General features: G+C 57.3%; 11 protein-coding genes. 7 read left to right on the top strand and 4 right to left on the bottom strand.

Features of this window, described 5'->3' with window-relative positions:
• The first annotated feature begins 4 nt into the window (after nucleotides 1-4).
• Both Poly51_RS00140 and Poly51_RS00135 read left to right on the top strand, forming a co-directional pair.
• The gene (locus Poly51_RS00140) at nucleotides 5-1,297 is read left to right on the top strand and encodes an MFS transporter (RefSeq protein ID WP_146453336.1); all 1,293 of its coding nucleotides are present in this window, start codon (nucleotides 5-7) and stop codon (nucleotides 1,295-1,297) included.
• A complete protein-coding gene (locus tag Poly51_RS00135; protein WP_146453335.1) occupies nucleotides 1,297-2,352 on the top strand; it encodes a Gfo/Idh/MocA family protein in 1,056 nt (351 codons plus the stop codon). Before Poly51_RS00140 ends, Poly51_RS00135 begins: the two co-directional genes overlap by 1 nt.
• Nucleotides 2,353-2,412: 60 nt before the next feature.
• Here the strand turns inward: Poly51_RS00135 and Poly51_RS00130 are convergent, their stop codons facing one another.
• Complete coding sequence (locus Poly51_RS00130) at nucleotides 2,413-3,654, bottom strand: PQQ-binding-like beta-propeller repeat protein (RefSeq protein WP_222435758.1); 1,242 nt, start codon at nucleotides 3,652-3,654, stop codon at nucleotides 2,413-2,415.
• A 199-nt stretch (nucleotides 3,655-3,853) separates the two neighbouring features.
• On the opposite strand from Poly51_RS00130, the gene Poly51_RS00125 reads away from it, so the two are divergent.
• Nucleotides 3,854-4,297: a nucleoside deaminase gene (locus Poly51_RS00125; protein ID WP_146453334.1), complete on the top strand. Its 444-nt coding sequence runs from the start codon at nucleotides 3,854-3,856 to the stop codon at nucleotides 4,295-4,297.
• Nucleotides 4,298-4,318: 21 nt separating this feature from the next.
• Here the strand turns inward: Poly51_RS00125 and Poly51_RS00120 are convergent, their stop codons facing one another.
• From Poly51_RS00120 to Poly51_RS30245, 3 genes are all read right to left on the bottom strand, one after another.
• On the bottom strand, nucleotides 4,319-5,686 hold the full coding sequence (locus Poly51_RS00120) for a DUF1501 domain-containing protein (protein WP_146455023.1): 1,368 nt from the start codon (nucleotides 5,684-5,686) through the stop codon (nucleotides 4,319-4,321).
• 59 nt (nucleotides 5,687-5,745) lie between these two features.
• Nucleotides 5,746-8,763 carry a DUF1553 domain-containing protein gene (locus tag Poly51_RS00115; RefSeq protein WP_246114176.1) on the bottom strand — a complete coding sequence of 1,006 codons (3,018 nt, stop codon included), beginning with the start codon at nucleotides 8,761-8,763 and terminating at the stop codon, nucleotides 5,746-5,748.
• Between the two features lie 94 nt (nucleotides 8,764-8,857).
• Nucleotides 8,858-8,995, bottom strand: coding sequence for a hypothetical protein (locus Poly51_RS30245; protein ID WP_186775254.1), 138 nt, complete (start codon nucleotides 8,993-8,995; stop codon nucleotides 8,858-8,860).
• A 185-nt stretch (nucleotides 8,996-9,180) separates the two neighbouring features.
• Between Poly51_RS30245 and Poly51_RS00110 the strand changes: the two genes are divergently transcribed.
• Genes Poly51_RS00110 through Poly51_RS00095 form a run of 4 tightly spaced genes read left to right on the top strand, consistent with a single transcriptional unit; the run spans nucleotide 9,181 to nucleotide 14,822 of the window.
• The gene (locus tag Poly51_RS00110) at nucleotides 9,181-11,643 is read left to right on the top strand and encodes a glycosyltransferase (RefSeq protein ID WP_146453333.1); all 2,463 of its coding nucleotides are present in this window, start codon (nucleotides 9,181-9,183) and stop codon (nucleotides 11,641-11,643) included.
• The gene (locus Poly51_RS00105) at nucleotides 11,640-11,882 is read left to right on the top strand and encodes a hypothetical protein (RefSeq protein WP_146453332.1); all 243 of its coding nucleotides are present in this window, start codon (nucleotides 11,640-11,642) and stop codon (nucleotides 11,880-11,882) included. Before Poly51_RS00110 ends, Poly51_RS00105 begins: the two co-directional genes overlap by 4 nt.
• Nucleotides 11,879-13,069, top strand: coding sequence for an LptF/LptG family permease (locus tag Poly51_RS00100; protein WP_146453331.1), 1,191 nt, complete (start codon nucleotides 11,879-11,881; stop codon nucleotides 13,067-13,069). Before Poly51_RS00105 ends, Poly51_RS00100 begins: the two co-directional genes overlap by 4 nt.
• 4 nt (nucleotides 13,070-13,073) lie before the next feature.
• The gene (locus Poly51_RS00095) at nucleotides 13,074-14,822 is read left to right on the top strand and encodes an ArnT family glycosyltransferase (RefSeq protein WP_146453330.1); all 1,749 of its coding nucleotides are present in this window, start codon (nucleotides 13,074-13,076) and stop codon (nucleotides 14,820-14,822) included.
• The last annotated feature ends 7 nt before the right edge of the window (nucleotides 14,823-14,829 follow it).

The following is a 14,829-nucleotide window of genomic DNA, read 5'->3' as shown; positions in this document are numbered from 1 at the left end:
TCCAATGCCCATCCGTTTCTTTCTAATCATCGGCGCGTTCATCGTTTCGGTCTTGATGTGGGTCGATCGCGCTTGCATCTCGGCCGCCAAAAGTGACATCGCGATGGACCTTGGATTCGACGATCGACAGATGGGCTGGGTGATGGCCGCGTTTTCGCTCGGCTATGCACTGTTCCAGGTTCCCAGCGGCAAACTGGCTGATCGATTGGGACCGCGAATCGTGATGACGGTCGTGATCTTGATGTGGTCACTGTTGACCGCGTTGACGGGGGTCGTTCGATCGTTGCCGGCGATGATTGGGCTGCGATTTTTATTCGGGATGGGCGAGTCGGGCGGTTATCCGACGCTTGCCCGGGCGTTTTCCCAGTGGTTGCCGATGAACGAACGAGGCATCACCAACTCGATCAGTTTCTCGGGTGGACGACTGGGCGCGGCGCTGGCGATGCCGGGCGTTGTTTGGTTGATGGGAACACTCGGCGGATGGGAGCGAATGTTTTTTGCCTTTGGTGTTGCCGGGATCGTGATGGCGGTCGTTTGGTACGTGCTGTTTCGCAATCGCCCTGAAGACCACTTTGCGATTTCGGACTCTGAACGCGATCACATTGTTGCTTCAAGGGTGCCGGCGAGGGGCACCGCGCCGCGTGATGACGGACCACCGGTGCGTTTTGCCGAGATGCTGCGGTCGCCCAACATGCGACGTTTGATGTTTCAATACGTGGCGCACAATTTCACGTTCTTCTTTACCGTCACGTGGTTTTTCCCCTACATGCGAGACACGTTTGCGTTGACGAAAGACCAAACCGCCCTGTACGCCGCCGTGCCGCTGCTGTGTGGCGTTCTTGGGAATTGGATCGCGGGATACACGGTCGACCGTCTTTACAACCAAGGCCGGTGGCAAGCTTCACGGCGAGCCCCCGCCGCAATCGGGTTTCTGTTGTCTGCGATCGGCATGTCGGCATGCATTCACATGACAACGCCCGTGTCGGCGGTGATCGCGATGTGTGTGGCGATCTTTGGGGCGGACATGATCATCAGCCCGTCGTGGTCGACTTGCATGGACATCGGCGGACGCAGTGCGGGGGCCGTGTCGGGCGCGATGAACATGGTGGGCAATTTGGGTGCGTTTTGCACTTCGCTCGCCTTTCCGTATCTGTACGAATGGACGGGCAAACACGAACCGTTCTTTTACATCGCTGCCGCATTGAACGTCGCGGCGATCTTTATGTGGTTTCGAATTCAACCGGATCGATCGATCATCGAAGAACTTCGACCCGCCGTCTCTGGAGAAACTGTCTGATGAAAAATCTTCGAGCCGCCGTCATCGGCGCCGGTTACTTCAGCCACTTTCACTACGACGCGTGGTCGCGAATCGAGGGTGTCGATGTGGTCGCGTGTTGCGATACCGACGTCGGACGCGCCAACAGCGTGTCGTCTCAGTACGGCATCGCCGAGTCGTTTACCGATTATCGCCAGATGCTTGATCAGTGCGAAATCGACTTCGTTGACATCATCACGCGCCCCGACACGCATCTTGAAATCGTCACCGAAGTCGCCGCGCGCGGACTGCCGATGATATGCCAGAAACCGCTGGCGCCGACGTTGGACGAAGCCAAAGCGATCGTCGATGTCGCCATGCGGGCTCGCGTGCGTTTGATGGTGCACGAAAACTTTCGGTTCCAGCCGTGGTATCGCGAGATTAAAAAAATGCTTGACGCGGGGACGATCGGCAATCGATTGCACACGATCAGCCATCGCAACCGGGCCGGCGACGGTCACGGCGCGGATGCGTATTTGGCGCGACAGCCGTACTTTCAAACGATGAAGAAATTTCTGATCCACGAGGCCGGAATTCACACGATCGACACGTTCCGATACTTGGGCGGCGAGATCCGTCGGGTGTGGTGCGTGACGCGAAAACTGAACCCCGTCATCGCGGGCGAAGACACGGCCATCGCGATCATGGAGTTCGAAAAAAGTGGTCTGGGCCACTACGATGCAAACCGTTTCAACGAGTCGACGGCCGAGGATCAGCGTTACACGTTCGGTGAAGTCATGGTGGAAGCAGACCGCGGCACGATTCGCTTGTACGACGACGGACGGCTGACGATCCAGATGCTGGGCAAAGCCGAACGGGACCACGTCTACTCGCACAGCACGAAGGGATTCGCGGGCGATTGCGTGCTGGCAACGCAACAGCATTTTGTCGACGGATTGATCGCCAACATGCCGATGGAAACGGACGGTCCCAATTATCTGCGATCACTCGCGGTTCAAGAAGCGATGTACCGATCGGCCGAAAGCGGCCAGTGGGAAATGCCGCTGGTTTCCGAAAAGGTCAATCGCTGGGGTTAAAGGGGGCGATGGGCTTTCATCAGAACAGATCAAGTTCGACCGCAACCCCGCGCCGGTGGTCTAGTCCACCGAAACGCAGGCCGCCTCTTTGGTGCTGCGGACGAACACCTTTCCGTTACTGATCGCGGGCATCGACCAGCACTTGCCGTCGAGTACGTCTTGCCGTGCGATCTCTTGGTATCCGGACGGGTCCGCTTTGACGATCGCCACTTCACCGGCATCGGATAGCACGACCAGTTTGTCACCGGCCAGGATGCAGTTGCCCGGTCCGAAGCCACGCTCGGCCCACTTGATTTCACCGGTCGCCAGTTCGACGCATTGCAGTGGCGCTTTGCCGTACTTTTTGAACTCGAAGATGCCGTACAGGTGACCTTCGTGAACGACCGGAGTGCTCCAGTGATTCATCAACTCATTCGGTTTGAACCACACTTCGTCTGCCGTCGGCGTGCCGTTCACTTTGAACAAACCGGCCCCGACGCCATAGCCTGCCGAGCAATACACGAATGGACCGTCGGTAACGGGCGATGCCGCAGTCGATGTGCTGTACGGAAACTTGGCTCGCCACAACTCCCTGCCGGTTTTCGCATCGACCGAAACCAAGCCGGATTGGGCCAGAAAGATGACTTCGTCGCCGCGGCGGCCTTTGGCGACGGTCGGCGTCGCGTGCGTGATTTTTTCGTCGCCGGATTGCCAAACCAGTTTGCCGCTGGACTTGGCGAACGCCAGAAACGTTTGTCCCGAACCGCCACCGCCAACAAAGACCATGTTTCCAGCGATGACCGGCGATGTGGCGTTCAGCCAAGAAATGTTTCGGCCGTTGTGTTCTTTGATGATGTCATGTTGCCAAACCGCTTTACCGGTCGCGGCGTCATAGCATCGAAGGACCATGTAAGAGTCGTAGACATAGACGCGCCCGCCATCGACACACGGAGTGGATCGAGGGCCATCGCCGCCGCGATTGTTTTTGTCGCCCGCGTCACCACCGCCCTGTTGGTATTTGCTGCTGCCCATCGGGGCCGACCAAATTTCCTTGCCTGTATTCGCGTCCATCGCCACGACCGTTTCTTTGTCGTTGCGGCCGATGATCGTAAAAGCTTTTCCATTGGCAATCGAAAATGAACTGAACCCCAGCGGTGCGGGGACGTTCCAAACCACGTTCAACGCGTTACCCGAAAGGTTGCCGATCGCTTCGGTCGACTTCCCGTCGCCAGCGCTGCCGCGATATTGGTTCCAGTCTTCGGCCGTCGAAAGCGAACACGACGCAGCAAACATGGCAATCGATGCGAAACGAAACAGTCTCATGGGGGATCTCTTTCGGGGAGGGCGGTGGCTAAGGCTGCAGGGCGGTGGCCAAGGGTGCAGGGCTGTAGCTAAGGGTGCAGGGCTGTAGCCAGCATTGCAGGGCGGTGGGCAGAGTTGAGGTAGGAACGGTAGTTTAGTAGCAGTCCACAGACGCCGGTAGCCGACCACGGACGTACCCCAATTCGCCGAGACTCGATCCATGAATCCGTTCCTAAAAGCCGCGTTCGACGAAGCCCAGCTTGGAATCCAAGAAAACGGCATTCCGATCGGGTCGGTTTTGGTCATTGATGAAGAAATCGTTGGCCGTGGCCACAACCGTCGTATCCAGAACGGAAGTTCCATTTTGCATGCCGAGATGGACTGTCTTGAAAATGCTGGACGTTTGACTGCGTCCGACTACGCGCGTGCGATGTTGGTATCGACGTTGTCGCCCTGCGATATGTGCAGTGGTGCGGCGCTGCTGTACAAGATTCCCAAAATCATTGTCGGCGAAAATCGTACCTTTCAAGGTCCAGAAGCATACGTTCGCAGTCGCGGCGTCGATCTTCAAATCATCAACGACCCCGAGTGTATCGCGATGATGAAATACTTCATCGAGAATTCCCCGTCGCTTTGGAACGAAGACATCGGTTTGCCGAGTTGAGTCAACGGTCGCCGTATCCATCTACGCAATGACGTCGTGGATGACGTGACCTTTGACGTCAGTCAGACGCATGTCGCGGCCGCCGAACCGGAATGTCGATCGAGTGTGATCGACGCCCAGCAGGTGCAGCATCGTGGCGTGTAAGTCGTGAATCTCGGTTCGATTTTCGATCGCCTTGTAACCGAAATCATCCGTCGCGCCATAAATCGTGCCCGGGCGAACGCCACCGCCGGCCATCCAAATCGTGAAGCCCATCGGATTGTGGTCGCGCCCGTTGTTGCCTTGTGCAAACGGGGTCCGTCCAAACTCCCCGGCCCAAACGACCAACGTTTCATCCAGCAAGCCCCGCGATCGCAAGTCCTGCAACAGCGCCGCGATCGGTTGGTCGACGGCCAGGGCATTGTTTTCGTGCCCTTTTTTGAGGTTGCTGTGTTGGTCCCATCGATCGCCCGAAACCGCCGGGCAAGTCAGTTCGATAAACCGGACGCCTCGTTCAATCATCCGCCGCGCGATCAAGCATTGCGCCGCATAGGTCCGCGTCGGCTCGAACTTGGATTCCATTCCGTATTGCTTTTGCAAGTAAGCCGGTTCGTCGGCCAACGACATCACGTCGGGAACCGCCATCTGCATCGCGTAGGCGAGTTCGTAATTTCGAATGGCCGAATCAAGGCTGTCGTGTTCGCCGAACCGATCGGCCGCGAATCCGTCCAACTGGGCGATCAGATCCAGCTCTGCTCGTTGGCGTCCGGGTCGCGAATCCAGCGGTTCGATGTTGGCGACGCCGCTGCCGGAGGGTTTGAAAACCGAACCCTGGAAACTGGCCGGCAAGAACCCGCTGCCGAAACAATCCAGTCCACCGGGCGGGATCAAACCGCCATTGATGACGACAAATCCGGGCAGGTCTTGGCACTCGCTGCCCAGGCCGTAGTTGATCCAGGCACCCATGCTGGGTCGGCCCTGCAGGCCACTGCCGCTGTGCAGAAAGTAGTTCGCGAACGTGTGCTCTGGAAACTCCGAAACCATCGACCGAATGACGGACAATTCGTCGGCGCAGGCCGCAACGTGCGGGAACAATTCGCTGACAGGGATGCCCGATTCGCCGTGTTGATGGAACTTCCACGGACTCGCCAGCACGTTGCCGTTGTTGTTGAACTGGGTCGGTTCGACGTCGAACAGTTCGCTGGGATTTCGACCGTCGAACTTTTCAAGCAACGGTTTGGGGTCAAACGTATCGACTTGCGACGGTCCGCCGTCCATGTACAAGAAAATGATGTTCTTGGCCTGAGCGGCGTGATGCAGTCCATGCATCGCCGTCGACGAAAATGCCGGATCGGCATTCAGTCCGGCCAGCGCGACGGCGCCAAAACCGCTTGCACACCGCTTTAGCATATCGCGACGCGACGTCGGTGCGGCGGAGAGCCGTTGACAGGGGAAGTTGGGGAATGGATTCATGGAACGAATATGAACTCCTTCGTGTTCACCAACGCGTGCGCCAACTCGGCCCAGCGTTCGTGTTCGTCGGATTGCGATCCGATGAACTGCCATGCAATGCAATGTTCGGGGTGGGTGGGTTCGCGAGCCAGGGAGGCGATGTACATCGCCTCGATCCGCTCCGTCGTCGTCGCGTGATCTGCCATTGTTCGCTTGGCCCAGTTGCCGGTCAGTTGCGCAACCAGAGGATCATTCAGCAGAATCAGTGCCTGGGCCGGGACGTTGGACACATTGCGTCGGCCCATCGCACTTGCCGGCGACGGAGTATCGAAAGCCAACATGAACGGCGACAAAAAATTTCGCCGAACTTCGATGTAAACGGAACGCCGTCGGTCGCCGTCCAGTGGTCCGCTGGTCTTGGGGCGACCGCGACCGTCCATGAACCGTGTCAGGTGGATGGGTACCGAGGGACCGAACATGGTCACGTCCATGTCCCCCGAAATCGCCAGTAGCGAATCGCGGATGACTTCGCCTTCCAGCCGTTTGGGCGATCGATGGTGCCACAGCCGATTGCCCGGGTCCGCCTCAACGGCATCGCCATCGGCTCGCGACGACATTTGGTACGTTCGCGTCAGTACGATGCGGCGGATCATCCGCTTCAAACTTTGGCGATCGGCGACAAACTCGCTGGCCAAGTAATCCAGCAATTCGGGGTGCGAAGGTCGTTGCCCCAACACGCCAAAGTCGTCGGTCGTTGGGACGATTCCCCGTCCCATCAAGTGATGCCAAAGTCGGTTGACGATCACGCGGGCGGTTAGCGGGTTGTGTTGGTCGGTGATGTGATCGGCCAGTTCGAGCCGGCCGCTGCCCGACGCGATCTGCATCGGGGCGTCGCCGGAGATCGCGGTCAGAAAGTGCCGAGGCTCGATCGGCCCCGGTTTGGATGCGTTGCCACGAATTAGAATCGTTTCGTCTTCGCCCGTACCATCCATCATCGCCATCGCGGCGTGTGATGAACGCATCATTTGTGATTGCAATTGTGTTCGCGCGTCGGCCCAAGAGGCGACAAGATCATCGATTCCGGATTCGGATGACGATTCCACCTGAACGGCGAACTCGTCAACGTACTTTGCCAACGCCGCGTCGTATTCGTCCCAGCGTTTGCGGGTCGCGTCGGACGCGCCTTGGACGATCCGTACGACTTCCAGTGATTCGTCGCTGGCGGGAGTGAATTCCAAATGCAGTCGGTGTCCGACGTACCGCGACAAATCGAGTCGGACCCACGTCGAATCCGCTTTTATCGCCTGGATGGTTTCCTTGTGCAGCGGTCCGGCGATCATACGATGCGAGTCGACACAGGCGACGACGTGACCGACGCCTTGCACGCGGCAATGAACTTGACCGTCGACCAGCGTGAAGGTGGGCGTTCGCAGGGTACGACCACTCCGGGGCAGAGATTCCAAAGCACCGCGTTGCTGGACGGCTGACGGAGCAACCGTCATCAGGCCGTCCCAGAAGCTGTCGCTTGCTGCGGATGTCTGTTCCGCAAAATTGAGTGACCAGCCGTCGTCGGTTTTTGTTAAGAACGCCTCGCCGGCGCGTCGCGGGCGTTTACCGAAAATGAATCCGTCCTGCATCCATTGATCATCTTGAAGGTCGGCGTAATCGATCACGATGTTGGATTCGGTGCTGGAATCATCGGCGGGCGGCGTCGGAAACGGTTGCAGTCCCTGAGTGCCCGATTGCGCTAGCGAACGGCCAATCGCTTGGCGGTACTCGGTGTCCAATTGCGACAGCGATTGAGCAATGCGTCGATTGTGTTCGAGCGACTCGAAACTCACCTCGCGGTAGTCACTGCTTTGCAAGAAACCACACAACGAGTAGTAGTCGGCCGTCGAGATAGCATCGAACTTGTGATCGTGACAACGAGCGCAGGAAACCGTCAAGCCGAGAAACGTTTTCGACATCACATCGATCATGTTGTCCAACCGATCGGCTTCGTCCTTGCGAATGTCGACGGGCGAATGCACCCACTCGCCCAAGAACCAGAATCCGGTACCCAAAATGGACTCGTTGAAACCGTCTTGGGGGTTCAACCGGGGCGGCGAGATCAAGTCGCCGGCAATTTGCTCGCGGACGAATTGGTCGTACGGCACATCCGCATTCAACGCGCGGATCACATAGTCGCGATACTGGTACGCGTATGCCGCGTCATTGTCGAACTCGTGACCGCGAGATTCGGCAAACCGTGCCAAGTCCAACCAGTGACGGCCCCATCGTTCACCGTAGTGAGGCGAGTCAAGCAACGCGTCGACGACCCGCTCGACCGCTTTGGGCGACTCGTCAGCTAAGAATGTCGAAATCTGGTCAGCCGTCGGCGGCAGCCCGACCAAGTCAAAGGACAATCGCCGCAGCAGCACCGATCGATCGATGTCTTCGGCCGGACGCAAGTTCGCGTTTTCCAGTCCAGCCAGGATGAACTTGTCGATCTCGTCGTTGGGCCAAGCCGAGTCTTTTACGACGGGGGCCATCGGACGCGTGATCGGATTCCAAACCCAATGGTTTTCGGCGCGATCGTCGATGTCGAATTCTGCGATCGTTGGATTGGACGGATCGTCGTTGGCCGACGGTGCGTCCTCGTCTTTCGGCCAAACCGCGCCCGATTCGACCCAGCGCACCAGTGCTGCGATTTGGTCGTCGGGCAACTTACCCTTCGGGGGCATTTCGTAGCCCTCGTAACGAACCGCTTCGACAATCAGACTCGCATCGGCATCGCCGGGAACGATCGCGGGGCCCGAGTCGCCGCCGCGGAGCATTTCGGAGAGATGGTCGAGACGCAGACCGGCCTTGATTCGTTTCCCCGATGCGCTGTGACATTGATAACAATGCTCGACAAGGACGGGGCGAACTTCTCTTTCAAAAAACTCGAGCTGTTCGGTTTGCGCCGCATCTTCACCACGCGATATCGCGGCGGAAGCGAAAACGCAACCGAGGACGATCAAAAAACGCATCGAAGCGGTCAAGCGTCGGTTCACTCGGATGGATCCAAAATGAGGCGGGAATGCGTACGTCACTGCGACGCATCGGTGGGGCGTATCGCGAAGGGCATCGTTTCGCGTTTGCACCATTCTAGCGTTCTTTTGCCGGAGTCCGTTCCAAATAGGACGGCACGGCGATCAACGACCTTAGCATAGCCGGTTTGCCGGCAAACTCGTGTGCGAACGCGTCGACGTCCCATCCGTTTTCGATCATTTCATTCCACTCCATCCTATTCTCCCAAGCACCAGCCCGATGCCGGCTTGGTTCGGAGTGCACCGACCACCGTCGCGCTGTTGCCAGCAACATGGCCAACGTCAGTTACGAAAAACTTAGAAGTTGGGCTTGCCGTGCCGATCGGGGGAGTCCTATGGTTCCCCTGACTGCCCCAGAATTCGCTTCAGGAAGTTGCAAGGATGCACTCAAGACCCGGCACCGACGCCGCCATCTCGCTCGTTTTACCCGCATGGAACGAATGCGAGATCATCACGACCGCCATCGCCGAAGCGGACGCTGCGCTGCGACTGGTTTCGGCTGACTACGAAATCATCGTCGTCGATGATGGCAGCACCGACGGGACTTCGGATTTGGTGCTGGCGTGTGCCCGAGAAAACCCTGCGGTGCGACTGGTTCGGCACGCCCCCAACCAAGGATACGGAGCGGCACTGCGCAGCGGTTTCGCCGCGGCGTCGAAAGGGTTCGTGATGTTCACGGACGCCGATTGCCAGTTCGATTTGACAGAACTTGATCGGTTCGTGTTGCTCGCCAAGGACTACGACATCGTTTGCGGCTACCGAATCGATCGCAAAGACACAGCGCTTCGGTGTATCTATTCGCGGGTCTACAACCAATTGGTTCGCGTGCTATTGCGAACCGGTGTTCGTGATGTGGACTGTGCGATGAAGTTGTTCCATCGCGATGTGATTCAGAACCTGACGATTTCGGGCAACGGTTTTCTGGTCAATTCCGAACTGTTGACCCAAGCGAACCAGCGCGGTTACAGCGTTGTCGAAGTCGGCGTTTCGCATCGGCCCCGCACCGAAGGCAACAGCACCGTATCGATCACCCACATCCCCAAAGTACTGGCCAGTTTAGCGCGGTTTTGGTGGAACTCGGTTCAATTCCCCAGTGTCGTTGCATCCACCGAGAAATCCCCAACCGCGCTCAACCACGTCGCCGACGTTGACAAGACTTCGCTGATGCCGACGGATCGACAACTCGGTTGGCTGCAAGTGGCGCTGCTGGCGATCGCAGCTCTGTTCATGTTCACCAACTTGAGCTATCCGTTGATCGATCGCGACGAGACTCGCTATGCCGAGATTTCTCGCGAGATGCTGGCGACCGGAAATTGGGTGTTGCCTCAGTTGAATTTTGAAACCTACTACGACAAGCCTCCGTTGTTGTATTGGTTGTGCGCGATCAGCTTCAAAATATTCGGCACCAACGAATGGGCCGCTCGATTTGTACCCGCTTCGGCCGCGCTGGCAACGATGGCGGCAACGATGTTTTTCGGTTCGCGATTCTTCCATCGCTGCGTCGGTTTGTTGGGCGGTTTGGTGCTGATGTTGTCGGTCGGGTTCATCTTCACAAGTCGTTACTTGTTGCTCGACGGAGTCTTGGCGTTGCTCGTGACGTTGGCGATGGGATCGGCCTACGAAGCGATTCGGACCGAACGGCTGAAACTCGGATGGTGGTGTTTGTCCGGCATCTGTTGCGGTTTGGCGTTCATGACCAAGGGCCCGTTGATTTTGGTGCTGTGGTTGCCGCCGGTGTTCGTGATGTCCTGGATTTCCGACGCGCATGCTCGACCAAGACTGAGGGACTATGCGACGATTCTTGGATTGGTCGGTCTCGTGGCGACGCCTTGGTTTGCGGCCGTAACTGTCCAGGACGCGAACTTTTTGAATGAATTCTTTATCACTCACAATTTGGGTCGATTCGCTGGTGAATTCCACGTCCGTCCGATTTGGTACTTCATTCCGGTGTTGATGGTTGCCGGCCATCCGTGGTCGTTCCTGACAATTCCGTACGCTTCGTTTCTGTTCGGCCACAGGGACGGCATCCGATTCGAACGCCCACCCGCCCTCGGATTCTTGTTGATGTGGAGCGTCTGGTGCTTCATCTTCTTTTCAATGTCAAAGTGCAAGTTGCCAACCTATTTGTTACCAGCGGCACCGGCGATGTCGTTGATGATTGGCCACTACCTTCACCACATGATTGTCGAGGCTCCGGTCCCGTCAAAATATTGGTTCGCCCAATACTGGTTGGCACGAACGGCGACCGTGACCACGTGCGTCGCGGGCATTGCCTTCGTCGTTTACGCGATCGCCGCCGGGCTTGAAGTCCCCTCGACCATCTACGTTTGGGCAATGCTTTGGGCAGGATCGTTGGTCACGGCGTTGTTGTTGGTCAACGACCGGCGGCACGCGAAACAGGCGTGGGGTTCGTCGGCTCTGGCTTCGTTTTTGTTCGCCGTCATGGTGATGCATCACATGGTTCCCGCGTTCAGCAGTAGCCAGAGTCTGTTTGCCGGTTCGTCATCGCTTGACCGAACGATCGCAACCGCCACGCATCCCAACATGGCGACGGTGTCCCACGAATTTTCGGAAGTGCCTTTCTACTTGGAACGCAGCGACATTCCCAACTTTTCGAATGTTCGCGATCCCGAACTACGTGAATACGTTCAAAACCACGGAAAAACGGTTTTGGTGGTTCACCATCGCATCACCAACGAATTGCTTCGAGAGAGTCTTCCAGACGGAACGAAGATCGTTTCGCTGGCGAGTCGCGGCGCTGCTTTGTTCATCGAGGCCACACCTCCGACGCAACGCTTGGCTGAACGCGTCAGCCCCACGGCAGTTGTCAAGGTGAACCGATGAGTGCGATGGCTTCATCGGCAATTCGATTGGAAAGTTTCTTCCGCGGGGGAAGCCGCCGTTGGTCAAAAATCCTGTCGATCGTCTTCCCTATGGAGCTCTGCTTGTTGATGCCGACGGGGCATGTCGAAGGGGAACGCGACATCCACCAGATTTGGAAACTGGTCGACGCTCTTGAACGTTGCGAAAACGGCCCGATTCAACGCGGGGGCGTGCAAGTCGTCGAAGGAGGCCAGCGATGAAAACCATTCAACGACGGATTGCCTACGATATCCTGCGAGTGTTTCTGGTCGCGCTGATCGCCTTGACCGTTTTGGTGATGTTCATCGGCGTGGCTCGGGAAGCTCTGGAACAGGGTCTCGGTGTCGCTGGCGTCATGCAGTTGATCCCATACGCGGCGCCCAATGCGTTGTCGTTGGCGGTTCCCGGCACGGCCTTGTTTAGCGTTTGCTGCGTCTATGGACGCATGTCCGCGGACAACGAGTTTACGGCTTTGCAATCGGTCGGAATTTCGCCGATCCCCGCGATGATGCCGGCGATCGTGATCAGTACGCTGTTGAGTCTTGCCACGGTCGTATTGATCAATACGGCGTTCACATGGGGGTTCCATGGCATCCAGCGCGTCGTCATGAGTTCGGTGGAACACGTCGCCTACGGAGTGCTGCAGCGCGATCGCAGTTTTCAACACGGATCGATGTCGCTGACCGTTCGCGACGTCGAAGGGAAAACGTTGATGGATCCCGTCATCCATTTGCGTCGGGCAAATAACGAATCCGTTTCGATCAACGCGCGAACCGCCGTGCTGTCGTACAACGACGCGAACCAGGCACTGACGCTGAGTGTGACTGATGGCGAAGCCAGTGTTGGTGGGAAAGCATCGTTCCAATTTCCCGACACGCTGGTTCACACGATTCCGTTGTCGAACAAACCGGCATACGACGTGTTGACTGCCAATCCGTCGCACATGCCGATGAACGACTTTCCCATCGCGTCGGTCAAACAAGCATCCGATATCCATCGCCGCGAAAGTGAGATCGCCGTGCGAACCGGATTCAGCGTGATCGGATCGCGAATGGATTCGATCTGTGATGACGGTGCCCAGATTCGCTTGGTGTCGCTGACAAAGAGCCGCAAGCGACTACACCGATTGGATACTGAAGTACATCGACGATGGGCGAGCGGATTCACCTGTTTGGCGCTTTCGATGTTGGGAATTCCGCTGGCCATTCGCATGAAAACTTCGGACACGATGACGACGTTTGCTGTCGTGTTTCTACCAACCTTGTTGATCTACTATCCCGTATTCGCGTTGACGCTTGACATGGCCAAGGACGGTAAGATCGCCGCCGTTGGTGTCTGGATTGCAAACGGCGTCGCGATGGTGATCGGCTTCTTCTTGATTCGAAAAACTGTCTATTTTCCCGCCTGATTCGATGTTAGCGAAAACAAAGCTGCGACTAAGAGATTGGTACAACCGCGTCCAGTTTCCGATCGATGACCGCAACGAACTGAAATCGCATTCCTGGACGCGTCGGCAAGAATCGATTGCGGCGTGGGTCTTGTATGTGGCCACGTTTGCGGTCCTATTGCCGTCGCTGTCGTATCCGTTGATCGAACCGGACGAGACGCGTTACGCGCAGATCGCGATCGAGATGATCGATTCAGGCGATTGGGTCACGCCGACACTCGCCGGAAAGCCGTACTTGGACAAACCGCCGCTGATGTATTGGTTGACGGCAGCCAGCATTGGTTTGCTCGGTCCGACGGAGTTTTCTTCGCGACTGCCGGCCGTGTTGTCGGCGATGGCGACGGTCGGTTTGGTTTTCGTGTTGGGACGACGCATCGTTGGGGCACGCGCGGCTTGGTTGGGGGCGATGTCGCTGTTGTTGTGCGGTGGCTTCGTGATTGCGGGGCGTTTTTTGATCCTCGATTCGTTGCTCGCGTTCTTTGTCGTGTTGAGTTTGCTTGCGGGCTATCTGGCCGTTCGCGAGGAACGACATCGTTGGGCTTGGTGGGTGTTGTCCGGGTCGGCGTGCGCGTTGGGCGTTTTGACAAAAGGGCCCGTGTCGCTGTTGTTGTGCGCGCCGCCACTGGTTGCCAGTGGTTGGCTGCGGCGTGACCAGAGTCGCGTTCGCCTGGTCCACTGGGCGGCCTTCGTCGTGCCGATGTTTTTGGTTTGTGTGCCTTGGTATGTGGCGGTGTGGAAGTCGAACCCCGATTTCGGTGACTACTTTTTCTTGGAACACAATCTGAACCGGTTCACCAAAGGATCGAACCACCGCGCACCGTTTTGGTTCTACGTGCCAACACTTTTCGCGGCGATGTTTCCCACGTCGTTGCTGCTGCCGTCGTTGGGCGTGTTCTTGTTCAGTCGATCCGATCAGAATCGGCGGCTACGCACGAAAGACCTTGGCTACTTGGCGTGTGCATCGGTCTGGATTCTGGCCTTCTTTTCGTTCGCCAGTTGCAAGTTGCCGACCTACATTCTGCCGGCTTTACCGATGATCAGCCTGATGATGGGCGTGATGCTTGACCAAACGGTCTTTCAGCCGCAAGTCACCAGTCGCATCACAAGCTACTTGCGTCCGTTTCCACAGCGGGCGTCGTTGATCTTGGTGTTCACCCTGGCCGTGGTTGCTTCAGTGGACGTTTGGTATCGCGGTCATTTCGATGCCGGCACGGTCGTGGCAGGATTCTTGGGCATCGGCGTGATTGCGGTTGTGATGCGGTCTTGGAATCGAGACCAAGCGTTCAACGCACCCGCTTGGGCGTTCACGGCATGTGTCGCGTTTGGCGTGCTGAGTTTCACGACGACGCGTTTCATTCCGGTTGCAGCGACGGAGCGGTCGATTTTGGCGAGAGTCGCGGCGTTGACGCCGCATCATCCAACCACCCCTGTGGTTTTCTTCGGCGAAAATCCTCACGCTGCTAAACTTCAGCTTCCGATCCATACAGTGATCCATTGTTCCGATGTTCATAGCAAAGCTGCGGATCGTATCTTGACGCAGCACGATGAAATGATCGTGGTGGTGAACAAGGGAAACCGCGACTTCGTTCGCAACCAATTGAAGCGGCAGTGTTTATCGGTGGACGCAAACGGTGACGACGTCGTCTTTGTTGCACGCCGAGTCGCGTCGCAAACATCGCATCAAGCGAACATCGCCGAACGAAATATTCGCTGAGGCCCCG

This window comes from Rubripirellula tenax, assembly GCF_007860125.1.
Taxonomy (GTDB): Bacteria; Planctomycetota; Planctomycetia; order Pirellulales; family Pirellulaceae; genus Rubripirellula; species Rubripirellula tenax.
Note: the sequence above shows the minus strand (reverse complement) of the source record. Positions and strands in the feature narration are given on the sequence as shown.